Origin of the sequence: Xanthocytophaga flava, assembly GCF_030068545.1 — a bacterium.
GTDB classification, from domain to species: Bacteria; Bacteroidota; Bacteroidia; order Cytophagales; family 172606-1; genus Xanthocytophaga; species Xanthocytophaga flava.
Window position 1 is genome coordinate 161411 of the sequence record NZ_JASJOR010000009.1, and the last position, 25246, is coordinate 186656.

20 protein-coding genes are annotated in these 25246 nt (G+C 38.0%); 10 read left to right on the top strand and 10 right to left on the bottom strand.

What is annotated here, in order from left to right:
- Nucleotides 1–8 precede the first annotated feature (8 nt).
- Nucleotides 9–2324 (bottom strand): lamin tail domain-containing protein, encoded by a 2316-nt coding sequence (locus QNI15_RS15225; protein WP_314003198.1) that lies wholly within the window; start codon nucleotides 2322–2324, stop codon nucleotides 9–11.
- 179 nt (nucleotides 2325–2503) lie between these two features.
- Here QNI15_RS15225 and QNI15_RS15230 point away from each other — a divergent pair, with 179 nt between their 5' ends.
- The 3 genes from QNI15_RS15230 (at nucleotide 2504) to QNI15_RS15240 (ending at nucleotide 5741) form a co-directional block, all read left to right on the top strand.
- Nucleotides 2504–3769: an OmpA family protein gene (locus QNI15_RS15230; RefSeq protein WP_314032407.1), complete on the top strand. Its 1266-nt coding sequence runs from the start codon at nucleotides 2504–2506 to the stop codon at nucleotides 3767–3769.
- A 232-nt stretch (nucleotides 3770–4001) separates the two neighbouring features.
- Complete coding sequence (locus QNI15_RS15235; protein ID WP_313978213.1) at nucleotides 4002–5006, top strand: aspartate-semialdehyde dehydrogenase; 1005 nt, start codon at nucleotides 4002–4004, stop codon at nucleotides 5004–5006.
- A 102-nt stretch (nucleotides 5007–5108) separates the two neighbouring features.
- Nucleotides 5109–5741 (top strand): phosphatase PAP2-related protein, encoded by a 633-nt coding sequence (locus QNI15_RS15240; RefSeq protein WP_314032409.1) that lies wholly within the window; start codon nucleotides 5109–5111, stop codon nucleotides 5739–5741.
- A gap of 21 nt (nucleotides 5742–5762) precedes the next feature.
- Here QNI15_RS15240 and QNI15_RS15245 read toward each other — a convergent pair whose 3' ends face one another.
- Nucleotides 5763–6884, bottom strand: a complete 1122-nt coding sequence (locus tag QNI15_RS15245; RefSeq protein WP_314032411.1) for a BamA/TamA family outer membrane protein — start codon at nucleotides 6882–6884, stop codon at nucleotides 5763–5765.
- A 113-nt stretch (nucleotides 6885–6997) separates the two neighbouring features.
- Between QNI15_RS15245 and QNI15_RS15250 the strand changes: the two genes are divergently transcribed.
- On the top strand, nucleotides 6998–7828 hold the full coding sequence (locus QNI15_RS15250) for a phytanoyl-CoA dioxygenase family protein (RefSeq protein WP_313978205.1): 831 nt from the start codon (nucleotides 6998–7000) through the stop codon (nucleotides 7826–7828).
- A gap of 133 nt (nucleotides 7829–7961) precedes the next feature.
- The gene (locus QNI15_RS15255; protein ID WP_314003190.1) at nucleotides 7962–8735 is read left to right on the top strand and encodes an SDR family NAD(P)-dependent oxidoreductase; all 774 of its coding nucleotides are present in this window, start codon (nucleotides 7962–7964) and stop codon (nucleotides 8733–8735) included.
- A gap of 37 nt (nucleotides 8736–8772) precedes the next feature.
- Here QNI15_RS15255 and murA read toward each other — a convergent pair whose 3' ends face one another.
- Together murA and QNI15_RS15265 are read right to left on the bottom strand one after the other, a co-directional pair.
- The gene (gene murA / locus QNI15_RS15260) at nucleotides 8773–10089 is read right to left on the bottom strand and encodes a UDP-N-acetylglucosamine 1-carboxyvinyltransferase (RefSeq protein ID WP_314003188.1); all 1317 of its coding nucleotides are present in this window, start codon (nucleotides 10087–10089) and stop codon (nucleotides 8773–8775) included.
- A gap of 194 nt (nucleotides 10090–10283) precedes the next feature.
- A complete protein-coding gene (locus tag QNI15_RS15265) occupies nucleotides 10284–10979 on the bottom strand; it encodes a DUF4290 domain-containing protein (protein ID WP_313978196.1) in 696 nt (231 codons plus the stop codon).
- 218 nt (nucleotides 10980–11197) lie between these two features.
- Between QNI15_RS15265 and QNI15_RS15270 the strand changes: the two genes are divergently transcribed.
- Complete coding sequence (locus tag QNI15_RS15270) at nucleotides 11198–13306, top strand: ATP-binding protein (RefSeq protein WP_314003186.1); 2109 nt, start codon at nucleotides 11198–11200, stop codon at nucleotides 13304–13306.
- Here the strand turns inward: QNI15_RS15270 and QNI15_RS15275 are convergent.
- The 3 genes from QNI15_RS15275 to QNI15_RS15285 form a co-directional block, all read right to left on the bottom strand.
- Nucleotides 13297–13620 (bottom strand): hypothetical protein, encoded by a 324-nt coding sequence (locus QNI15_RS15275; RefSeq protein ID WP_314032413.1) that lies wholly within the window; start codon nucleotides 13618–13620, stop codon nucleotides 13297–13299. The two genes, QNI15_RS15270 and QNI15_RS15275, sit on opposite strands and share 10 nt — an antisense overlap.
- Before the next feature lie 74 nt (nucleotides 13621–13694).
- The gene (locus tag QNI15_RS15280) at nucleotides 13695–15929 is read right to left on the bottom strand and encodes an ATP-dependent helicase (protein WP_314032415.1); all 2235 of its coding nucleotides are present in this window, start codon (nucleotides 15927–15929) and stop codon (nucleotides 13695–13697) included.
- Between the two features lie 166 nt (nucleotides 15930–16095).
- Nucleotides 16096–16422, bottom strand: coding sequence for a HesB/IscA family protein (locus tag QNI15_RS15285; protein WP_313978188.1), 327 nt, complete (start codon nucleotides 16420–16422; stop codon nucleotides 16096–16098).
- A 113-nt stretch (nucleotides 16423–16535) separates the two neighbouring features.
- Between QNI15_RS15285 and mce the strand changes: the two genes are divergently transcribed.
- A complete protein-coding gene (gene mce, locus QNI15_RS15290; protein ID WP_314032417.1) occupies nucleotides 16536–16952 on the top strand; it encodes a methylmalonyl-CoA epimerase in 417 nt (138 codons plus the stop codon).
- A gap of 26 nt (nucleotides 16953–16978) precedes the next feature.
- On the opposite strand, the gene wecB is transcribed toward mce, so the two are convergent.
- From wecB to QNI15_RS15305, 3 genes are read right to left on the bottom strand one after another with little or no spacing between them, the layout of a single operon-like run.
- Nucleotides 16979–18079 (bottom strand): non-hydrolyzing UDP-N-acetylglucosamine 2-epimerase, encoded by a 1101-nt coding sequence (wecB, locus tag QNI15_RS15295; protein WP_314032418.1) that lies wholly within the window; start codon nucleotides 18077–18079, stop codon nucleotides 16979–16981.
- Nucleotides 18080–18108: 29 nt separating this feature from the next.
- Nucleotides 18109–20517: a GumC family protein gene (locus QNI15_RS15300; protein WP_314003176.1), complete on the bottom strand. Its 2409-nt coding sequence runs from the start codon at nucleotides 20515–20517 to the stop codon at nucleotides 18109–18111.
- Between the two features lie 18 nt (nucleotides 20518–20535).
- The gene (locus tag QNI15_RS15305) at nucleotides 20536–21351 is read right to left on the bottom strand and encodes a polysaccharide biosynthesis/export family protein (protein WP_314003174.1); all 816 of its coding nucleotides are present in this window, start codon (nucleotides 21349–21351) and stop codon (nucleotides 20536–20538) included.
- 189 nt (nucleotides 21352–21540) lie between these two features.
- Between QNI15_RS15305 and thiL the strand changes: the two genes are divergently transcribed.
- The 3 genes from thiL (at nucleotide 21541) to QNI15_RS15320 (ending at nucleotide 25180) form a co-directional block, all read left to right on the top strand.
- On the top strand, nucleotides 21541–22572 hold the full coding sequence (gene thiL / locus QNI15_RS15310; protein WP_314032420.1) for a thiamine-phosphate kinase: 1032 nt from the start codon (nucleotides 21541–21543) through the stop codon (nucleotides 22570–22572).
- Between the two features lie 211 nt (nucleotides 22573–22783).
- Complete coding sequence (corA, locus tag QNI15_RS15315) at nucleotides 22784–23728, top strand: magnesium/cobalt transporter CorA (RefSeq protein ID WP_314003170.1); 945 nt, start codon at nucleotides 22784–22786, stop codon at nucleotides 23726–23728.
- A gap of 84 nt (nucleotides 23729–23812) precedes the next feature.
- Nucleotides 23813–25180, top strand: coding sequence for a hypothetical protein (locus QNI15_RS15320; protein ID WP_314032422.1), 1368 nt, complete (start codon nucleotides 23813–23815; stop codon nucleotides 25178–25180).
- The last annotated feature ends 66 nt before the right edge of the window (nucleotides 25181–25246 follow it).

The following is a 25246-nucleotide window of genomic DNA, read 5'->3' on the forward strand; positions in this document are numbered from 1 at the left end:
CTTTGTATTTACCAGCTTACGACTACATCTTCCTTGAACAATTGTGTTTTTCCTGTTGGATTAAAAAGAGAGAAGGCAATTACATATCTGCCTGATCTCACTTTGTCTCCTGTTTGACTAGTACCATCCCAGGTAAAGAATCCTTCAGTAGATAGGGATTGATTGGAGGCAATCTGTTTGACCTGTCTTCCAAGCATATCAAAAATGGTGATAGTAGCTATGTTGCCTTGTGTATTAAAATGATAGAGCAGGGACGTAAAATCATGATAACCATCTTCATTAGGGGTAATTATTTTGGGTGTAACCTGAATATTGGCGGTCGTGGAGGTTGCTGCAATAAACTGAGAGTTTTGATACCCTGGAGTGGCATAACCTTCTGTAGCTGCTGCTGAATGCCAGTTGGATGGCAGATTTGTGGCTGCATTGACATTGAGTCGCTCCAGTGATACTCCTTCTTTATCCTGTATCATAGAGAAATGATAATCCTCCGAATAGTCAAACTGATCTATGATAGCACCTTTTTCGTTGATTAGTACCACATTTCCTGCGGCATCATAGAATGTTGGCATTGAGGACATCACGACAAAGTTTTCAGTTATTGCTTTGGGATAGTTATCTTTTAGAATGGTGGCATCTGTTGTAAAGACAATAATTTTTTTGGGTGGCAACAGCCGATTAATAGTCGTGCACGTTTTCTTATTGGCAGGAATATCTTCTTCAATATTAGCTAGTTGCCAGTTCTGCAAATTGACATACTTGTCTGATCGGTTGTAAATCTCTACAAAGTCTACCCCGCCAACTCTGGGATTAAAAAGGACTTCATTAATCACTACGTCTAAAGAATCTGATATTTCAGGCAATGCCAGTACTGTTTGCAGAATATTGGTTTGTATATTCTGATTACAATCTTTGAGATTCTTTATGCTGAGTGTATATTCCTGTTTGGGTTGAATGCCTGATGAGAGAGTTAGGCGTACAGAGCGAAATGGATATTCACATACAATATCTTGTATCTGTATCGTTGGATTGAGAGAATAATTGCTGATGGTATTTGCTGAAATGCTATCCAGTTTCTCATTAAAGGTAAGCTGGAGTTGATTGGTGGTTGTAACTTCTGTTAGAGCCAGAGTAGGAGGGGCGAAATCTGGCTTGGAAGCTGCAACAGAGTTAGACTTTCCTGGTGTACCTCCTTCATCTGCTACAGACGCAGTCCAGTTATTTTCTTCACCACAAGGATTGGTGAGGTCAATAAGTTCAAGAGTCCATCCTCCTTCCGATTTTACAGAACTTTGATACCAGCTTATATCATACTTGATCCGATCAATTATTTCACCAGATGGATTCCGTAAGGTTAATTCATCTCCTGTGTTGTTTAATGAAGGGAGGCTACTAAGTGATACTACTTTCCCAAAGGCTTCAAATTCTATTGCATAGGTAGTCTTACATAAAATAACATATTCTTGTGGGGCTATCGTAAAATCAGGTAAAATAACTTTACTGGAAGGGTCATTGAGTGTACAACCTTTTAGGGAAAGACTTTTGTCTGTTACATTGTATAGTTCTACAAACTCAGCCTGTGGCAATTCTACCCTAGGGGATTCATCTGCAAGTAGTTCGGTGATGATAATGTCTTTATAGCTGATAGGGCGTATAGGTTGAACCGGTGGAGGGGTTGTTCCTTCTATCATAAAATCATCCAGAATAAAGCCCAATGCATTCGTAGAAGTATAATTACAAACAATCCCGAAATAATTGGTGTTGGCAAAGGTTTTGTCTGTTGCTGTGCCTTCGCTGACAAAAGCAGTTTCGGTAGATTGTTTTGAAAATAGTTGCCATTTCCCAGTGGCATCCCTATATACCCGTATAGTAAGGTTGGGATTGGTTGCTGCCCGACCTGATATTCCATCAATGATCTTAGTGGATGTACTCCCGCTTTGTTTGTATAGATCAACGCCATCAGCACTTCCGGTTTCGCCTATTCTAATATAATATCCATCCAGATCGTTCTTCAGATCAGCTTGAGAACTCATTAGATAAATACGTATGTAATTGTTATTGCTGGGTGCAAATGTCAACTGCACTGAGAATTCCCAGGTCGTATTATCAGCAGCTGTATTGGTTGTTGCTAAGGATATAACGGATGAAGACGATGATCCACTACTCTGTAGCTTTTGAGCTGCATTGACCCAGAAGGAGGTAATGTCACCTTGCCAGGCAGGATTTTGTGTAAAGTTGCCATCAGAAAAGTGCTCTGTCAATTGAGCCTTTAAGGAAGTAATAGGAAAAAATAAGGATAAAAATAGCAGGAGTATACCTGTCCTCATAAAGCAAAAGACTTTTTCGCGAAAGTAGAGGTAAATTTTTAAATTATTTATAGAGTTTATACAGAAAGAATACATCTGTAAACTATCTGAAACAAAGGGTTACTTTTTAAGTTAGAGGTCATAAACACTCGACAATCATTTAGTAACCTTTAATTGATAAGCACATGAAGAAAGTAAGTATGTCTTTTCTATTTTTTATTTTTATTCATTATGTATCCTATAGTCAGCTTTTGGATCGAATGTTAAAAAAGGTAGAAGATAAAGTGGTAGATAAGACAGAAGAAGCCATTAATAAGTCTACTCAAAAGAAAGATAAAAAGACAACAGAGAAGTCTGATCCTGAAAGTAAGCAAGCCCCGACAGATTCATCTGAGAGTCAAGAGAAAGAATCCGGTAGTGAGCATAGTAGTACAAATGGTAACACGCTGGAGATAACACCTCTCAAAGCATATAGTAAATTTGACTTTGTACCTGGTGATAAAGTAATTACCTTTGAAGACTTTAGTCGGGTAGGAGCAGATGATGATTTACCGGAAGGATGGAATACCAATGGTTCCAGTGAAATTGTTACGCTGAACAATTATCCAGGTAAGTGGATGGCATTAAAGGGGGGAAGTTATTCAGCCTTTTTACCTGAATTTATTACCAACATTCCAGAAAATGCTACGATTGAGTTTGATATGATACTTACAGAATCTGACGGAGGGATTTTCTTTCAGATCTTTAATGAGGAATTGAAACGTCGTCAGATAGAATGGACTGATTATCGGAAAGATGGTATCTCTATTGATTTATATGGAGACTGGATACAAATGGAGTCATATATTCCAAATCAACCTACTTTTCAATCCAATACAGACCATAGTATAAAAAGTATCTTTGAAGAGAATGTAAAAAAGAATATCAAAGTATCTATCTGGAGACAAAAGGAACGTTTGCGTATGTATCTGAATGATAGAAAGGTGATGGATATCGCAAGAACATTTAATGGTAGTAATGCATACAATACGATTCAGTTTGTAAAACGGACTGAAAATGACGTATATATTCGTAATATTCGGGTGGCTGTTGGCAATCCTGATATCCGTGCGAAACTGGCTGCTGGTAAATTTTCCACCAATGGTATTTTGTTTGATGTCAATGAAGATAAAATCAAACCAGAATCGTATGGAGTACTAAAGCAGATTGCGGAAGCCTTAAAATCAGACCCATCTTTGAAGGTTAAAATTATCGGACATACAGATAGTGATGGAGATGCGTCCAGAAATACAGAACTATCCAAACGAAGGGCTACCTCTGTAAAAACGGCTCTCTCAAAAGAATTCGGAATAGAAGATGCTCGAATGACAACAGATGGAAAAGGGGCTACAGAGCCTGTGAATCCAAACACTACTGCTGAAGGAAAAGCAAATAACCGTCGCGTAGAGTTTATTAAGACAAATTGATGTATTGAAGTTTTATATCAATGCAGAGATATAGAATACTATGTCTCTGCATTTTGTTTTTTCAGGATTTTGTATTGCTAAATGTCTGGTAAGTAAAAGAAATAAGTAGAATTAACTATTAATTCTATAAAGATTGTCTGTGAAAACTTCTCTTTTTAAATAAGAGTTCCTAATTTTGCAATCCTTTTACATAACTTATTTATTTTCTTACCTTATTTTAATTTAAACGCTTATGAAAGTAGCCGTTGTAGGAGCCACCGGGCTTGTAGGTGGCGAAATGCTCAAGGTTCTGGAGGAAAGAAATTTCCCTGTTACAGAATTAATTCCCACTGCATCAGAAAAGTCAATTGGTAAGGAAATTAAGTTTAAGGGAAACTCCTACAAGATTGTAAGTGTTGACGATGCTATTGCGAAACGTCCAGATATAGCTATATTTTCTGCTGGTGGATCTACTTCTCTGGCTCTGGCACCAAAATTCGCCGAAGTAGGTACTGTCGTAATTGACAACTCTTCTGCATGGCGTATGGACCCTACCAAAAAGCTGGTAGTGCCTGAAGTAAATGCACATGAATTGACTGCAGAGGATAAAATTATTGCCAATCCAAACTGTTCAACTATTCAGATGGTTGTGGCATTGAATCCATTGCACAAGGCCTATAAAATCAAACGGATTGTTGTATCAACCTATCAATCTGTAACAGGAACGGGTAAAAAAGCCGTGGATCAGCTTTTTGCAGAGCGGGAAGGAAATGCTGAAGTGCCTAAAGTATATCCTCATACTATCGACCTGAATGTGTTACCACACATTGATGTATTCCTGGATAATGGATATACCAAGGAAGAAATGAAGATGGTTAATGAGACAAAAAAGATTATGAGTGATGACTCCATTCAGGTAACGGCTACTACGGTTCGGATTCCTGTAATCGGTGGTCACTCTGAAGCAATAAATATTGAGTTCGAAAAAGATTACGATCTGAAAGATGTATTTGAGTTGTTGAAGAATGCACCAGGTGTGGTAGTAGTAGATGATGTGGCTAACTTTAAATACCCAATGCCAAAAGATGCACATGGAAAAGATGAAGTTTTTGTAGGTCGTATCCGTCGGGACGAAAGCCAGCCAAATACATTAAATATGTGGGTGGTAGCTGATAACCTGCGTAAAGGAGCAGCTACGAATGCTGTTCAGATTGCTGAATACCTGATGGAAAATGTATTGAAGCCTACTACGGTTTAATCAAATAGTAAATTTTCTTTCTCTTGAAAGGTGTACAAAACTCCGTAAAAGATATACTTTTGCGGAGTTTTTGTTTTTTGTATTACATGAAATAGTAAATCAGTGCAGAAGTATTGGACCGAAGTGAAAGCAAGCTGGCATCAGGCCTGGCAGAATACAATTTTTAGAAAAAAGTTAATAGGTAGCCTTCTTAGTGTACTCATACTCCTCGCCACCTTTCCTCTATTTTTTCAATACATTGCTAAACGGAATGGAACGCTTTTACATGATTGGCTACTGGAGAGTATTCCAGCTGTAGATGTTTCTGTTTGGGTCTTTCTGGTAATTTGGGGTATGGCAGTTCTCTCTTTGATTCGTTTTGCTAAAGAGCCAGATCGTACACTGTTATTTTTGACGGGATATACTTTGGTCTCCATTCTACGAATCATTACCATTCTAACAATCCCTCTGAATCCACCTGTAGGGCTTATTGAACTGGCAGATCCTCTCAGTAATGCTTTCTATGGAAAAAGCTTTGTAACCAAAGATTTATTCTTTTCCGGACATACCTCTTCCGTTTTTCTTATGTTTCTATGCTTACAACGTCCGGTAGATCGGTTAGTAGGTCTACTTGCAACACTATTGGTAGGCGTGGGTGTATTAATTCAGCACGTCCATTATAGTATAGACGTACTGGCAGCTCCTGTGTTGACATATTTGTGCTGGCTCCTGGCTAGGAAGATAACCCGTTATTAGTAATGCTAAAGCTTTCAATTATCAAAATGCTTCTGCCAGTTGAAAATATAATCCTCGCGAGGAATCTTGTCCTATGCCATAATCCAGACGTAAATTTAGTTTCTCTGAACGGTTTAACTGAAACCTAAGTCCTAGTCCATAGGAGTATTTGAGATGGGAAAGGCTGATGTCTTTGAATCGATGGGTGACATTTCCTGTACTACCAAATACCACGCCACCAAAGCGCCAGTAAATAGGAAAACGATATTCTGTCTGAAACACAAATTGATTACGATCCCGGTACCTACCATCATAATAACCTCTCATGCTATTATATCCTCCTAAGGAAGCTAGACTACGTAAGGGAACTTCTACTCCATCATTAAAGAATCCATAGAGCTGTAGTGCCAGTACTTGTTTTCTGTAAACCTTGATAAACTTACGAAGGTCTACCATATAATTGGTATATCTGTAATCAGAACCCAATGCTTCATTGAAATGATTAAACTGGATCTGAAGCAACTCTCCTTTATCTGGAACAAATGCATGGTTTCTGCTATCCCATGTAAAACTGAATCCAACACCAGAAATCTGATAACCATTCTTGCCCGGAATCTCTTCTCTATCCAAAAGTCCTCCTTTTTTATAATCAACTTCCAGGAGTCGTTGATATTCATATAACATACCTAGGAAGAAGCGTCTTCCTATACGTCTCTGAAGATGTGGATAGATATAGTATTGCTTAAAAATATAAGATTCTTTATTTGACTCTGGTGTATTCGGTCCAATTCCCCAGAATGAGTCAGGAAAGTAACTGTAGGAAACCTGCTGATTCAGAATATATCTTTCGTTAGCAAAGTAGGTAGTCCCATTTAATGCAATCACCAGTTGCTTGTTTAGTGAATAGAGTCCCAGCCCCTGTATATTCGAAGTTCGGCTACTTGTATCTTTGCGATTGGGACGAAAAGTGAAAGAGCCGGCGGCTCCAAATGCCCAGTCTGTCTCAATAGAACGGGCAATTACCGGAAAAATCAATAATGACCTTCTGGAAGGCAAAGAATCGGTAGGATTTTTTATATCCTGCTGATTTTGAGCAATAATAGTGCTGGTGGCAAATAAACAGATGAAAAAAAAACTACACCAGTGACAATGTGAACGGATCATGTTTAAGTAAATTCCTTACATAATTACGAAAATATCGTTGAATAAAAAATTTATAATTAGTTAACAATAATTTAACTTTACGAGGTAATAGTACAACTAGACACCTTTAAAGTATGATGGCTTCTAAACCGACAATTCTTGATAGCCCGGTATTTGTACTCGAAAACTCACTGACCGAAGGTCAGAAGAGTTTCTTTCATAAAAATGGTATCATTCAGTTTAAAAACTTTATCAGCAGAGACACAGTTAATTTGTTTCTGAGAGAGATTCATGCCATTGAGAAAAAGTGGCTGGATCAGAAGATTGAGAAGATAAACGGTATCCCCTTAAAATTTGGGCAGGATCAGAATGGAAACCGTATGATCCAACGCCTGGCCTTCACCTCTTTGTATAGCGATGTACTCAGAGAATTCTTACAAGACTCACGCCTGCAATCATTGGTTGAGTTGCTCTATCCGTATGAAGGACGCATAGGGGAAAATGAAAAAGATGGATTGGTGGTCAATCATTATGTGCGCACACCCAACAGTAACTTCTCCCAGATGGGGTGGCATACTGACAGTCCCAGAGATTTGTTTATGGGACAGCGTATCATGCCTATGCTCAATGTAGGCATCCATCTGGATGATTGTTCGTTCGAAAACGGGGGCTTGCGGGTCTTGCCTGGAACCCATAAGCAGGGGATGTTAAAGCTATTGTTTTCCAAAAAGTACTTTATTGATCACAATCCTGACCCGCGGGAAGTAGGTTTGAATGTAGATGCAGGAGATCTGACTGTACATGATGGGAGAATCTGGCACAGAGTACACATTTCACCTCATTATGGAGAGAAGAGTCGCAGGCGTGTGATGTATATTCCTATCATTACAGGAGACTATAAACCGAAGAATGAACACAGCAAAACTCCCTTCTATCACCGTTTTGCTAGTAAAGTTCAAAATTAATTGTTTCTACTCCTAGAAAAGCTGTTTGGAGAAAGCCAGATTCCGGTATTTCCCAAACAGTTTTTTTTATGGAAAAATAGTATGTTTGAAGTTGTATCGTAAAAGCTGAGCAAACCTAATTATATCTGAGTTTATGTCATATGCACTAGTAACAGGCGCAAGTAAAGGAATTGGAAAAGCGATTGCTATAGAACTTGCCAAACGTAAGTTTGATCTTTTGCTAATTGCCCGATCTGAGCAGTTATTGCAATCTGTAACAGAAGAGATCCAGAAATTGTATGCTGTACAGGTCAAGTATCTGTCACTAGATCTGTCTGATAATAATGCTGCAGAGCAGATATATAATTGGTGTAGACAGAATAATTATCAAGTATCTATATTGGTAAATAATGCGGGATATGGTTTATGCGGACCTTTTGATACCGCATCTATTGAGGAACTAACCAATATGATGCAGTTAAACATGACTACTTTGGTAAAGCTGTGCCATATTTTTTTGCCCATGTTAAAAAAACAACCCAAATCCTATATCTTAAATGTGTCCAGCACTACTGCTTATCAGGCTTTACCTGGTATGAGTGTCTATGCTGCTTCTAAGACGTTTGTATTAAGTTTTACACGTGGGCTAAAGCACGAATTAAAAGGTACTTCCGTGTCAGTTACCTGCCTGAGCCCTGGTTCTACAGATACAGCCTTTGTAGAAAGGGCTCGCATTACTCCCAAGGCATTGGAAGCTGCTAAGAAAGTAAATATGACACCTGAAGCAGTTGCAAAAGATGGTGTCAAAAAGATGTTTGCTGGTAAGGCAGAAGTCATCTCTGGAGGATTAAATCGACTGGGCGCCTTTATGGCGTGGTTGCTTCCTAAAGCAATGATTGAGAAAATTGCAGGGAGTATATATAAATAAAGCGTGAGTGTAAATCACGCTTTATTTATATATCGTCTTATTTTGAGCCATCTATACGCTCAATCACTGCACCCAGATTTCGTAATCTGGTATCTATCTGCTGGTAGCCACGATCTATTTGCTCCGCGTTATCGATGATACTCACACCCTTAGCTGACATAGCTGCAATCAATAATGAAACACCTGCACGAATATCCGGACTTGTCATACGGATACCTCGTAAAGGAATAGCACGATTCAAACCTATTACAGTGGCACGGTGAGGGTCACATAATATAATTTGTGAACCCATTTCAATAAGCTTGTCTACAAAAAACAATCTACTTTCAAACATTTTCTGATGAATAAGCACTGTTCCTTTCGCTTGTACTGCTGTTACTAAAACAATACTTAATAAATCAGGTGTAAAACCTGGCCACGGATGGTCGGATACTGTCATAATAGACCCATCAATAAAAGTGTCTATTTCGTAATGTTCCTGAGCCGGAATATAAATATCATCCCCTTTGATATCCAATCGGATACCTAATCTGCGAAAAGTTTCCGGAATAATACCCAAATGTTCAACTCCAGCATTTTTAATGGTGATTTCAGACTGGGTCATGGCTGCCATTCCAATGAAGGAACCGATCTCAATCATATCGGGCAACATAGTATGTTCAGTTCCTTCCAGGTAATCTACCCCTTCAATAGTCAGTAAATTGGAGCCGATTCCACTTATCTTTGCACCCATGCGATTTAGCATCTTGCATAGTTGCTGAATATAAGGCTCGCAGGCTGCATGATAGATGGTTGTAGTGCCTTTGGATAGGACAGCTGCCATCAGGATATTGGCTGTCCCTGTGACAGATGCCTCATCCAATAACATATAACAGCCTTGCAAATTGCTTGCATCAATATTGTAGAACCCATTTTGTGGATCATAATTAAATTTAGCTCCTAACTTCTCAAAACCAAGGAAGTGGGTATCAAGACGTCTTCTGCCTATTTTATCACCACCTGGTTTAGGGATGCGGCTTTTTCCAAAACGGGCAAGCAAAGGCCCCAGTACCATAATAGAACCACGCAGTGCGCTCCCTTTTAAGCGATAGGCATCACTCTCCAGATAGTTCAGGTCGATATCTTTGGCTGTAAATCTATAAGAGGACGAACTTAACTTTTCAACCACCACTCCCATATCACCTAATAACTCTATCAGTTTATTAACATCCCGAATATCTGGTATATTATGAATGGTAACAGGTTCGGGAGTTAATAAAACGGCACATACAATCTGTAAAGCTTCGTTTTTAGCTCCCTGTGGTATAATATCTCCTTTGAGGCGATGTCCTCCTTCAATGCGAAAAGAAAGCATATCTTAAGTTAAGAATGAAGAATAGTAAAAATGGTAAAATCTAGTGCGACCATTTATTATTCAACAAACGGCCTTTGGTTATTTCTGGTTACAAGACTAAAGAAAAATCCTGAAAAGTTGAGTATGAATATATAAAAAATCCCCTGCGAGAGGGGATTGGGAACGAATATATGTAGACTTTGATACCTTGACGATTATTTTTTACGCTTTTTGTTATTGTTCTTCTTGCCGAACTTATCGTTTTTCTTATCGTTGCGGTTTCCATTGTTATTATTCCGATTCTTATCACGGTCGTTTCTGTCATTGCGATTATCGAATCGGCGAACAGCTTCTGCTTCAAATAAACCTTCAGACTTCACCGTTTGGAGATCAATAGTTAGTTTACCCTTAGACATTTCCTGTATCTGCTGAATAACCACTTCATCTTCAATATTCTTTTCTGTCCAGGTTTGGTTGAATGCCTTCATCAGACGGCCAATATATGCAATTGCCCGGATTTGTTCTTCCCGGTTTGTAATAGCAATTGCTTTGTCCACAAGTTGAATTACCTGATACCCATACTGTTTGAATCTGAATTCGTGTGTAGGATAAGGTACTCGTTGAGGTTTCTTTCCTAATGCGGTCTTTTCTGGTGGTGGGTATGGGCTATCCACATCCAGATTGAAACCTGTAAGAATATACAAATCATCCCAAAGCTTCATGGTATAGTCCTGACCTTCCCGCATATTGGGATGTATCTCCCGCATAAGTTCAATCAGTGCATGAGCCAGGCGAGTACGTTTGTTCTTATCATCTATGGTAAGCAGATAACCTGCTAGTTTTTGTACATTACGCCCATATTCTTTCTGAATAAGGGGCTCAAGTTGGGTGTTATACTCAAAGTTCTCCATTCAAAGTGCCATTGGCAGGTTTGTATCAATGCAAAGATACTATTTTTAGATTAGATAAAAGAAAAGATATAGGATAAAAGCAATAGTAATTTTTGTAATTGTGTTTTTATCTGTTAAAGTGACATCTTTTTAAGAGAAAATTGTACCAAGAGGTTTACGTGCATACATTTTCCTTTCGTATCTTTGACTCAACGAGCTACTAATTATACATTACTGCTTTGAATCTCCGGATCTTACCAATTGTACTACTGGTATCTGTGCCTGTTATGGCACAAAACAGAAGACTGGATAGCCTTCAGAATCTGTTAAAAACTCTGCCCCAGGATACTAACCGTGTCAATGTAAATATTGCAATGTTTCGTAGCTTATTTGCATCCGACGTGAAAAAGGCTATGCCATATGCACAGGCGGCACTGCAGTTATCTCAAAAGTTACATTTTTGTAAAGGAGAGGCTAACAGTTATTCTAATGTGGGGATTGGATATGATGTCCAGAACGACTACTCGGCTGCTTTAGAGAATTTTCTGAAAGGATTACGAATATTTCAGGAAATGAATTTTTATCCAGGTATTGCAACCATATACAATAATATGGGTAATACCTATCGCCGGGAGGGCGATTTTGATGAAGCGCTAAAGTTTTATCTGAAATCCTTAGCTATTAAGCAGCGTTATGTGGCAAGTGACAAAATAGGTATTGGCCATACTCTGAATAATATTGCTGTTATATATGATAATAAGAAGGACTATACCAAAGCATTGGAGTATTATCTTCAGGCATTGGAAATAAAAAGAGAAGGAAAGGATAAAAAAAGCCTTGCTTATGCGCTCTCAAATATAGGAGTATTCTATCTACGATTACATCAGCAGGAGAAATGCATCGACTATCAGCGAAAGGCGTTGCCTCTTTTTGAAGAGACAAATGAAGGAATAGGCGTTCTGAATGTATATATGATTCTGAATGAAGCATATGAAGGTCTGCAAGATTTTGACAAAGCCATTACCTATGGAGAAAAAGCCTTGGAATTGGCAAAAAAGATAGGAGTAAAAGCAAGCATAGCGCAGGTAAGTGGGCGACTATCCAATATATATGTGCTTCAGAAAAACTATGAGAAAGCCTTTTCTTATTTGTCTTTGCAAAGTACATATCTTGACAGTCTGGATACAGATGAAGATATCCGGAAGTTTGAACGACTTAAGGCCGGTCATGAACTGGAAAAAAAAGAAATGGAGAACCGTGCTTTACTGAAAGATGCCAGAATAAGAAAAGCAGAGTTACTTGCCTTAACGAAAGACCAGCAGATAAAAGCAACGGAATTACAGTTGGCTGAGTTGTCACTTAGGCAACAGACAGAAGGCAGACAATTGGAAAAGCTTCAGTTTGAGCAAGAATTGGGAGGAAAAGAACTGGAAAATCTAAAATTGTTGAAAGACAAACAGATAAAAGATACAGAGCTGCAACTTAAAGAAGCTGTTATTGGAAGACAACAGGCTTGGGGTATCGCAACTGGTATAATAGTACTTTTGCTTGGTGCAATCTCTGTTACGTTTTATAGAAACTATCGATCCAAACGAGCAGATAATCAATTGCTTAATGAGCAAAAAGAATCCATACAACAACAAAATGAACGATTGGAAGAATTAAATGCTATTAAAGACAGATTGTTTTCTATTGTCAGTCACGATTTTCGGAGTCCTTTACACTCTTTGGAAGGTATTGTAGGTTTATTGCAAAATGAGGCCTTAACTCCACAGGAGACTAAGCTAGTAGTTACTCAATTAGGAGAGCGTTTAGGGATTACATTACATCTTTTGGAGAATTTACTTCATTGGGCTAAAACCCAGATGGAAGGTATGAGTGTACATCCAACAGTATTTGATGTGAAGACTATTGCAGACGAAAATGTTAGACTAGTTCAGGGGCAGGTTGTAAAAAAACGAATTGAAATTAGCAATGAGATGACCTCAAGGACTGCTGTCTATGCAGATAAGGAGATGATTAATCTTGTAATACGGAACCTGGTTAATAATGCCGTCAAATTTACAAAGTCCAATGGGAAAATAGCCATACGTTCATCATCCAATGAATCGTTTGTTCATATTTCTATTCATGACACTGGATTAGGAATGACAAAGGAGAATCAGGAACGTTTATTTAACACTGCGACAGCTTTTACTACAGTGGGTACAGGCAATGAAAAAGGTACAGGTCTTGGATTAACCTTGTGCAAAGACTTTGTGGTTAAAAATGGAGGAGATATTCAGGTAGAAAGTGAACCTGGTAAAGGATCAATATTTACCTTTTCAATCCCTAAACATCAATCCTGATGGTTTGTTTCTTTTGCCTTTAGTCGCAAAGATTGGATCTTGTTAATGAGGATGGTGTTAAACAGTATCTGTATAATCAGAGGCAAGCCAATCTGCATAAGCCAACTAAATAAAAGATCATTTGAGTATCCAAATGCATAAGCATCTGGCGCAGATGAGCTACTTACTATGATTAATAATGGAAGTATTGGTAAGAAAATTGCCAATAATGGGAAGATGATAATGGCAGTCGTTTTAAATAATCTGTTATAAGTACTAGATGTAATGACGCTATAAATCAAGTTGAGTACAGCCTGAATAATCAGTAAAAGCATAGAAAGTGTATAGAGGAAAGTAGTATAGTTTCTATAGCGGTTTGGTTTTCAGTACCGCTATAGAAATTTCCATATTATTCATGAATCATTAGTTTGGCAAAACTTAACAAAAGTGTTTTCTCCCCATCCTTCTCAAACTTAATCTTCGCTTTCTTATCCGGAGTACTAAAGTCAATAGAAGTAACCACCCCAAAGCCGAACTTAGGATGCTCAACTTTCATCCCGACCGCCAGAGTAGATGTATCACTCGCTATAAAGTTGGTTGAAGGAGCATGTGTAGTAGCTGGAGTAGTAACTGGTGGTGCCTTACGTGTTGTAAGATTCTTTACAAAGCTTGTATTACGTTCTGCTTCAAACACACGAGTATTTTGTGTCATCTTCATGTAGCTGGCATCGATCTCCTTTAAGAAACGACTTGGTTCACAGGTTTGCAGTCTTCCAAAACGATAGCGGGTTTCCGCATAGGAGAGAGTCAGTTTATGTTCCGCCCGGGTGATGGCCACATAAAACAAACGTCGTTCTTCCTCCAGATCTGCCATGCTGGACAACATCATCTGAGAGGGAAACAGATCTTCTTCCATCCCCACAATAAACACATGCTTAAACTCCAATCCCTTAGCAGAGTGTATAGTCATCAATGTGACCCGGTCAGATTTGTCATCCTTCTCATCATCTGCACTAGTCAATAGTGATACACTTTGTAAGAAAGAGGACAGACTTTTATCCGGACTTTCAGGATTATCTACATACTCTTTAATCGCATTCAACAATTCCTGAACGTTTTCATAACGAGCTAGTCCTTCTACAGTTTTATCTTCATGTAGCTCTTTCAGCAAGCCTGACGCTTTTGCTACATGGGCAGCTGTTTCATAGGCATCCTTAATAATAGAAGTTGCATGAAAACTTTTAATCAGAGCTGAAAAATTTTCGATAGGTGTAGACAACCGCTCTCCCAGATAAGGTTTAGGGTTTGCAACAACTTCCCAAAGGGTCAGGTTATTTTCCATGGCAGCTACTACTATCTTAGCCACGGTAGTATCTCCAATTCCTCGCTTTGGTAAATTGATAATACGTTTAAATGCCTCCTCATCACTTTGATTAATGGTAAAGCGCAGATAGGAGATCAGATCTTTAATCTCTTTCCGTTGATAAAACGAAACGCCACCAATCAGTCGGTACTTGATGTTTTTCTTACGCAATGCTTCTTCAAATGCACGGGATTGAGCATTGGTACGATACAAAATCGCAAACTCATCATTATGCCTTTGATGCAACATTTTCTCTTCAAAGATGGAGTTCGCTATCAAAGATCCTTCCTCATTATCAGAAGATGCTTTTATTAATTCAATCTTATTGCCTTCCTCGTTTGCCGTCCATACATTCTTTTGAAGCTGACTCTTGTTCTTGGCAATTACAGAGTTGGCTGCATTAACAATATTCTGAGTGGATCGGTAGTTTTGTTCCAGTTTTACAATTCTGGTATCTGGAAAATCGCGCTGAAAGTTAAGTATATTCTGAATATTAGCCCCCCGGAAGGCATAAATACTTTGCGCATCATCTCCTACCACACATATATTTTGATGAACAGCCGCAATCTTTTTGGTGATAAGATACTGAGAGATATTAGTATCCTGAAACTCATCAACAAACATGTAATGGAACTTCTGTTGATATTTATTGAGTACATCCACATGATCACGGAACAGCACATTGGTATTGAACAACAGATCATCAAAGTCCATTGCATTAGCTCTTCGTAATCTTTCCTGATACGTTTTATATACCTTTCCTAATTCTGGTACCCGACTTGCTTCATCATCTGCACGATATTCTGCACTATTCATATAGGCTTCTGCAGAAATCAGATTATTTTTGGCAGATGATATTCGGTAGAGTACATTGTTAACCCTATATACTTTATCATCCAGGCTCATTTCTTTGAGGATTGTTCGGATTAACGATTTTGCATCATCCGTATCATATATAGAAAACTGACTGGTAAATCCAATCTTTTGAGCCTCTATTCGCAAAATACGTGAAAAAACAGAGTGGAAAGTCCCTGCCCAGATATTGCGTGCATCAGTTCCTACTACCTTTTCAAGACGACTACGCATCTCATCCGCTGCTTTGTTGGTAAAGGTCAGGGCCATAATCCGAAATGGATCTACACCTCTGTTCATCAAATGGGCAATGCGATAGGTTAGTACGCGGGTTTTGCCTGAACCAGCGCCTGCAATAATCATTAAAGGGCCTTCTCCATGTGTTACAGCTTCGCGTTGTGGCTCATTAAGTCCTTCTAAGTAATTCATATTGGTTAATTAGGCAGGTAAGTTACTCTTTTCTACAATTTGCTTTCCGGGGAATCAAATCCTCTGTTTGAAGAAATATAGATTTGAAAAATGAGGCGCAAGTTACAAAAATAAACCCATGAGAAAACTCTCATGGGTCGAAATAGATTTTTATTGTCTGATAAAGTTATACTGCAAAACTTTCTCCACATCCGCAGGTACGGGTTGCATTAGGGTTTTTGAACTGGAAGCCTTTTCCATTTAATCCATCTGAAAAATCCAGCTCTGTTCCCAACAGATACAAAAGACTCTTCTTGTCAACCAAAATTTTAATTCCTTTGTCTTCAAAGATCTGATCCTGTGGTTGGATAGCTGCATCAAACTTCAGATCATACATTAAACCAGAACATCCACCACCTGATACTGCTACACGAATATTGTGCTCACCGTTTAACCCATCTTTCTGACGCAGTTCAATGATTTTATCTTTGGCTATATCTGTTATTGTAATCATGTCTATATAAAGGAAATGAATGAGAGATACCGATATTTATTTGTTTTTGATACTTTGCAAACAATGCTATTTTTACAAATATAAAAACGGATTGTCTTTTAGAAAAGTTCATTATGCAAAAAATAGAACATATAGGAGTAGCTGTCAAAGATGTAGATTTTTCAGAACAGTTATTTGAAAAGTTATTGGGAGTTGCTTCTTACAAGCGGGAGTTTGTAGAATCTGAGAATGTAATTACCTCTTTTTTTCAGGTTGGAGATAGCAAGATCGAATTATTACAGGCTACTAACCCTGATAGTGCAATTGCCAAATATATTGAAAAAAGAGGAGAGGGTATGCATCACATTGCTTTTGAGGTGAAGGACATCTATGCTGAAATGAAGAGATTGGAGGGAGAAGGGTTTACACTGATTAATGCAATACCTAAGTTTGGAGCAGACAATAAACTGGTATGTTTTTTACATCCAAAAACAACTAATGGGGTCTTAATAGAGTTATGTCAAGCTATTGAGAATATGTCTGGCAGTTAGAGTATTCAACTGCCAGACATATATATTTAGCTCAGAAATTTGTCTATTATAGAAAAAATTCGCTCAGTTGCCTTTCCATCCCAAAGAGGCGGAATGCCACAAGTTTTGTAACTGCTCGTATTAATCTGATTTACAGTTGTCAGGATTTTTTCTTTGTCAAAGTGCAGAAGTGTATTGGAACCGAGATCTATCGTAGATGGTCTTTCTGTGTTAGGTCTCAGAGTAATACATGGCACCTTTCTGAATGTTGTTTCCTCTTGGATTCCACCGCTGTCTGTAATGACATAACGGGCATGCAGAATTAGTTTCTGGAAATCCAGGTATCCTACAGGATCAGATAGAATAAGATTGGGATTAGTTTCTACTTGGTCATACAGATTAAATTCTTTAAGACGATTGAGTGTTCTGGGATGAATCGGGAAAATAATTTTTAGTTCTCGGGTTAGTTCGGCAATAATATCCAGCAGTTGTTCCAGTCCGGAGAGAGTATCTACGTTTCCTGGACGGTGCATAGTCATCAGGGCATAGTGTTGAGGCTGTATTTCCAGTTTTTCCAGTATTTTGGATTGCTGAATATCGGCATCATATGCTACTAATGTATCAATCATTGTATTACCAACCAGATGAATTGATTCTGGAGATTTTTTTTCTGCCAGCAAATTATCAAGTCCGCTTTGCTCTGTTACAAAGAATAGGTCCGTAATTGCATCTGTCAATATCCGGTTAATTTCTTCCGGCATCTCTCTGTCATTGCTACGTAAGCCACTTTCTATATGGGCTAATGGCGTATTTGTTTTATTTGCTACCAGTGCTGCTGCCAGTGTAGATGTAACATCGCCTACTACTAATAGCATATCTGGTTTATATTCACGAACTACCCCCTCAATACCCTGCATGATCTGAGCCATCTGAGTAATAACAGTAGTAGTTTCTGCCTGAATTCGGTATTGTGGTTGTGCAAGATGAAGTTCCTCAAAAAAAACATCACTCATATTGTGATTATAATGCTGACCTGTATGCAATAATTTATGAGTAAGCTGAGGGTATTGTTGTACAACCTTATCAAATTGAGTGATTTTAATAATATTGGGACGTGTTCCTACAACTGTAAGCAGTTTTTTTTGCATTTTTCTGTTTTTGGTAAGAATTGAGTATCCTATTGGCTGTCGAATCTTCTGCGAATCCACTGAAATGGTGATCCTAAGCGTATAAATATACGTTTTAATAGCGTCTTTTTACTTGTATCCTCATCATAGTATCCATATCCGTATCCATACCCATATCCATAATTATATCCATACCCTGAACTTGTTCGAAAATCGTTAAGTACAATAGCAAGATTTTTCGCTGTTTTTTCCTGATATAGTTTATTGATAGTTTCTAAAAAGATTTTCTTGGATTTTTTTTGCCTAACCAGATATATATTTACATCTGCAAACTTCATAGCAATGACCGCATCTGTTACTAAACCTACTGGTGGTGTATCTATAAGAATATAGTCATACTCATTACGTAAATCTTCCATAAGCTGCTCCATTGCCGGACTCATAATTAGTTCTGATGGATTAGGCGGAATAGCACCAGCAGGTAGAAGATGTAGATTGTTAACAGGGGTATGAACAATAGCATCCTGCCATTTCAATTTACCTATAAGCACTTGAGTAATGCCTTTATCTCCCGGTAAATTAAATTCCAGTTGTAATTTTGGCTTCCGTAGATCCAAACCTACCATCAGTACCTTTTTGTCAGAAAGAGCCAGAATAGAACCAATATTTAATGTAAAGAACGTTTTTCCTTCTCCACTAATAGTAGAAGAGACCAAAACAACTTTATGTTCAGACTGGCTAGCCAGATACTGCAAATTAGTTCGGATGGAACGAAAAGATTCGGAAATTATAGATTTAGGCCTGTCAATTACTACCAAATTAGACTTTCCTGGTCGTGGGCTATGACTGACAATCCCTAAAATGGGAACTCGTGTGTTTTTTTCAACCTCACTGCGGTCAGTTATAGTGTCTTTTAACAGGATTTTAATGATAATAAATGTTGCAGCAGTTGCCAGGCTAATAAATATTGCAGTAACATATGCAGAATTAGGTTTGGGACGAATAGGACTTCCAGGAAGATATGCATAATCAAGAACGACTACATCTGATAATGTGGCTGCTTCGGCAATGCTATAACTTTCTCTTTTGGCCAATAGTGATTGATAATTGGCTGCGTGTATTTCATAACGTCGACGGATACCTGTATTCTCACGTTGTGTTGACGGAATCTTATCAAGTTCAGTTTCGTATTTTCGTATTTCCTGGTTAATAGTACGCAAGTTATTTCCCAAAGCATCCTTATAGCTTTGTAAAGTTGTAAATAAGTTTTTTCGGGCTAATTCGAGTTGTCTATCAATACGTTTTAAGTCAGGATTATTTGGTGTTAACGATGTTTGCATTGTATTCCTCTTAATCTGTAACTGGTTAATCTGCGACAAAGAACTGGCAAAACGACTATCCCCTGTTCCCATATTGGTTGTAGATATTAAACTTGGATCCTTGCCTTTACGCACAGATGCTTCTAATGAATCTAATGCCCGAAGTTCTAACTCCATGTTTGCTTTTTGATCAATGTACCTTACAAGGCGGCTTTGTGAAAAATCAGGGCTCAGATTAATAATGCCTTTGCTACGTTGAAATCTCTCAATTTGTTGTTCAGATGAATTTAATGAATCTCTGTAGGCGGCTAATAACTCTCCAATGAATTTTAATGTGTTTTTAGCTACTTTGGTTTTTTCCTCAACAGATCGTTCCTGATATGCTTTAATTAAGGCATTGACAAAATCCATCGCTCTTTCTGGAACATTGTCCTGACAGGAAATATAGAGCATAGATGTTGCTTCATTTCCGCGAGATATTCCTACACTTCCTCTGAATTTACCTATAGGTGTCCAAGGATAATGTACAATAAAAGAATAGGGTTCATTAAGATTTGGATTACTTGGCCTTTGGGTATTTTTTGTGATAGAGAATATGCCAAATTGATTATTGATTTTTTCATTGATTCTATGTAATGAACTAATCTCTTCTTCCCCTCTTTGATAGCTGAATTTAAATCTGGCTGTATCTAAGAACTGAATATTGAAATTTTGTTCTCTTGCATAAAAAGTATCAATTTTAACAATAAATGGAGTGTTTTTATATAATTCTGTTGTTTTAAATCTACCCATGGCAAAATAGGATACATCCACAAAGTCCATAAGGGCAACCGATTTTTCTATAACACTTTGAGATTTTATTATCTCAATTTCTGTTGTCAGATTCTTTGTTAGATGAAGAATGTCCCATTCTTGTAGTTGGGCTGCGTCTGCTCCTAGGGTTGTAGATGATTCATCTTTAACAATGATAGTGCCTGTAGAACTATATATAGGAATAGTATATCGATTGTACAGATTTGCACTTATTATACCTATAATTAAACACAATACAATTACCCACCAATGGCTTAGAATTAGTTTAAATATTTGTCCAAAATCAATATCCTTATTCTCCAAAGGTGAGGAAAACTCCTGATTCATATTAAATGGCCAAGCTGGTTATTTAGTGAAATTGTTGATAGTATTGACGGTACTTATGATTAAGAGAGGAACAGTAATTACTGTAGATAATAATGCAATTATCTGGCTTGCCGTACTAAATTGTTTTCTGCGAAGAGGGTCTACTACAATGATATCATTGGGTTGTAATCTGGATAAGATAGGAGATACTGGTGTCTGGGTCGTTAAGTCAACTCGATAGGTTGTCGTTTTCTTTGTTAATCGATCTGATCTAATAATTCTGACAGTTTTCATATTGCCTAATTGTGTTACCCCTCCAGATTTAGCTATTGCCTCTGTAAGAGTCATATATTCATTGTCCGCTTTCAGAATTCCTTGACTGGCTACCTCCCCTAATACTGTTACTGAATAACTAAGTATCTTTAAATTTACAGTAATACCTCCATCTGATGTAATAATATACTTCGATAATGCTGCTTTTATAGTGTCTGCTGCCTGCTCAAGTGTTAATCCTGAAACTTTTACTTTACCAATATAGTGCAGTTCAATAGCACCATTCTTGTCAACCAAAATTCCAGTTGCATACCCCCCTGCTCCCCCTGCCGCTGATCCTGTTGCACTTACAGGTGTATTAAATGGACCTAATACATTTTGTCCTTCTTCATTTGTGAAGCCAGTCATTTTTATGGACAGGATATCAAATGGTGCTATTGTGAATTCATAATCTTGGTTAATATAGGTAGAGTCAGGTGCATCTGCTGCTGTTTTCTGAAAGTAGACAACTCTTTTATATGGAATGCAACCAAAAGATGATATAAGTAGAACTATAAATACAAACCAGATGTAATATTTCATAAATAAGCTATATGCTTCAAACGCTCAATCAATAGAATGTGATAGACAAATGTATGACAAAAAAACGATTCTCAGGTAATTCTATTACTAATCTGAAGAAATCCCTGTTTTTTGATTCTTAAATGAGCATTATTTTTGTTGCTTTGTTAATTGTTTGTAAAGATTTACCTACTACTGATTTTATTTTTTATGGATACAACACGTACAGAACTCGCTTCCTTAGGCGAGTTTGGACTAATAAATCACATAAACTCACGTTTCTCATTGCAAAATCCTGAGTCCATTAAAGGCATAGGCGACGATGCCGCTGTAATTGCGCAGGATGCAACTCATTACACACTTCTTTCTACAGATATGTTAGTAGAAGGTGTACATTTTGATCTTAGTTATACGCCATTACCTCATTTGGGTTTCAAAGCTGTTGCTGTAAATGTCTCGGATATTGCTGCCATGTATGGTATTCCCAAACAGATTGTAATAGGATTGGCTGTAAGTAATAGATTTTCTGTAGAAGCTATAGACGCCTTTTATGAAGGTGTAAAAGCTGCCTGTGATACCTTTAAAGTAGATCTGATTGGAGGTGACACCACATCTTCCCGTTCTGGATTGGTTATTTCAATATCTGTTGTAGGTGTAACAGAACATGATAAGGTCGTGTATCGCAATACTGCCAAACCTACTGATATTGTTTGTGTAACAGGTGATCTGGGGGCTGCCTATCTTGGATTGCAAGTTCTGGAGCGAGAGAAACAGGTATATATGCAAGACCCTTCCATGCAGCCAGAGTTAACAGGTAGGGAATACATTTTGCAACGCCAGTTACGCCCTTCTGCCCGCATGGATATTATTCATGAACTGCGTGAAATGGGTATTGTCCCTACAGCTATGATTGATGTTTCCGATGGTGTAGCTTCAGATATTCTGCATATTTGTAAACAGTCCAATGTGGGAGTTGCCTTGTTTGAGGATAAAATTCCTATTGATGCTACTGCTTACGATACTGCAATAGAGCTAAAGCTTGATCCGATTGTTTGTGCGTTGAATGGGGGTGAAGATTATGAATTATTGTTTACCATACAACAGTCTGACTACGAAAAGATAAAAAATCATGCAGACATTTCCCTTATTGGGTACATACAGGAAGCTGCAAAGGGCAACGAACTGGTGACAAAATCTGGTAATCGGATTGCCCTTCAGGCTCAGGGGTGGACTCATTTCTAATAGACCGGATTTGATATCAGTGTATGATCAGACCGAAAGAATTGCTTACATAAAATTTATCTTAAAAGTATTATAGCCCTTTCTTGAGAAAAGAAAGGGCTCCTTTGTGTATGTATTGTTTCAAAAAAGATTTGTGATAAGGTGTTTTTTCTTTTGAATGGTCGGATTTTTCGGAAGGCATTGTAATTTATGGCCTTAAACAGAAATTGTTATGGTGCGTATTTTTTATAAACAGGGAAAGTATATTCAGAAAGAGATGGATCTGCGGGAGTTGAGTCACCTGGAAAATGTTCTTTGGATTGATCTGCAGGGGGCAACTCGTGATGATGAAGAATGGATCGAGACAAAGTTTAACGTTAGTTTTCAGACACCTCAGGAGATTGTTGAAATCGAGAGTAGTGCCCGTTATTTTGAACAGAATAGCACCATTAATGCCAATTCTAACTTTCTACAGCCTGATCATAACGGCTATCACTTGTACCCGGTTTCCTTTATGTTGCGAAACAACATTTTGTTTACATACCGAACAGGAGACTCCAAAACTTTTGCAGATACGGTTCGGAAAATGAAGGTAAATGCCGAAATGTTTTCTACAGGGGATGATGTATTCCTGACCTTACTGGAAACCCGGATTGAATCGGATGCTGATTTACTGGAAGGTATTTCCAGGGAAATTACGGTAATGAGTAAAAAACTGAATTTGGAAAAAAAGCCTAATGAAAACTACGTCTTGAAGATCAGTGAATTACTGGAATATGCCATGATGGTTAGAGAGAGTACCATTGACAAACAACGTGTAATGTCTGCTGTATTGCGTAGTGCGTTATTTTCAGACTATCATAAAGAACGATTACGCATCATTTTAAAGGATATATCTTCTCTGCTGGAGTATGCTACTTTTAATTTTGAACGACTGGAGTATCTTCAGGATACCATTACCGGATTGATTAATCTGGAGCAAAACCAGATCATCAAGATATTTACTGTCTTTACGATAGTCTTTCTGCCTCCAACATTGATTGCAGGTATTTTTGGAATGAACTATCAGATTTTACCTACAACTGGAAAGGAGTGGGGCTTTTATTTTGCTTTGCTCTTAATGATTTTATCCTCTGCCTTAATCCTGTACTTTTTTCGCCGAAAACGCTGGATTTAATTCCCTGGGTACTTATACCTTTACCTGAAAATAATCAGCTATCAGATGAAAAAAGCTTTTCTATTAGTGGCTTGGGTATTAACTATGTTACACTATGTTAGTGCTCAGGATACTACACATGTTACACCACCTGCTAATCCTTCTGTTGCTCCCAAAGAGAAAGACGCCTTAAAGTTTAATCTGAATGAAAGTGGCTCTCATTTTTTTCAGGTCACTTTTTTAAATCAAACCTGGGTGAGATGGAATCAGAGTAACCCTGGAACAATGGTAGATGGTATGGCCAAGTCAAATACGTTTGATATTGGTTTGCGCCGTACCCGTATTCAAATGTTTGGACAAATAACAGATAATGTGTTTGTGTATTTTCAGTTTGGGCAAAACAACTTTAACTCACAGTATAATTATAATTCTTCAGGTGGACTTAATCGTAAGAATGCACCTTTCTTTCATGATGCGGTTGGGGAGTATAAGGTTACAAAAGGAAATCAGTTGAAGTTAGGAGGAGGGCTGACAATTGTGAATGGCCTTTCCCGCTTTTCCCAGCCTAGCGTAAGCAGTATCATGACTTTGGATGTACCAGTCTTTGCACAGGCTACCGTTGATCAGATAGATCAGTTTTCTCGTAAACTGAGTATATATGCTCGTGGTCAGATTGGGAAATTTGATTATCGTGTAACTATTAGTGATCCGTTTCCTGTCTTGAGTAATGGATCTGTAGCCTCCAAGCCTACTGCTAATGCGACATTTGCGCAGAAAGGACACTCTCATCAGTTTCAGTCCTACCTGATGTATCAGTTCTTTGAACATGAGTCACATACCACCCCAGGGTATATGACAGGAACTTATCTGGGGAAGAAGAAGATATTTAATATAGCTGCAGGTATTATTACACAGCCTAATGCTATGTGGTATGCAGAAAGTAATGGAGATACAACCTATACTAAAATGCTTTTGTGGAGTGTGGAGTCATTTCTGGATATGCCTGTAAATAAAGGAAAAGGTACTGCTTTATCTGTTTATGCAGGTTTCTTTAATACCAATTATGGCCCTAATTATTTGCGTTTCAATGGGATTATGAATCCTGCTACTAGCAGTAATGCCACGAATGCTGTTTCGGGAGCAGGTGGAACGTATGGTAATGCATTCCCTATGTTTGGAACTGGTAAAGTATTTTACAGCCAATTGGGATACCTGTTGCCAACCAGTTTTCTTGGAGAGAAACATGGTCAACTGATGCCTTATGCGACTTGGATGCATGCCAGTTATGATAGATTGAATGGTAAGTCAATGGATGTAATTGATGTTGGATTGAACTGGTTGATTAAAGGACATAATTCCAAAATTTCTCTTGACTATCAGAATCGCCCAACTTATCAGACTGATTCAAATGGAAATGTACAGACTAGTGATCGTAAAGGGACCGTATTGCTTCAGTATCAGATTTTTATCTAATATAAAAGTGAGGAAATAAATAGCTCCAGCTTGTTACAAGCTGGAGCTATTTATTTTTAATTGATT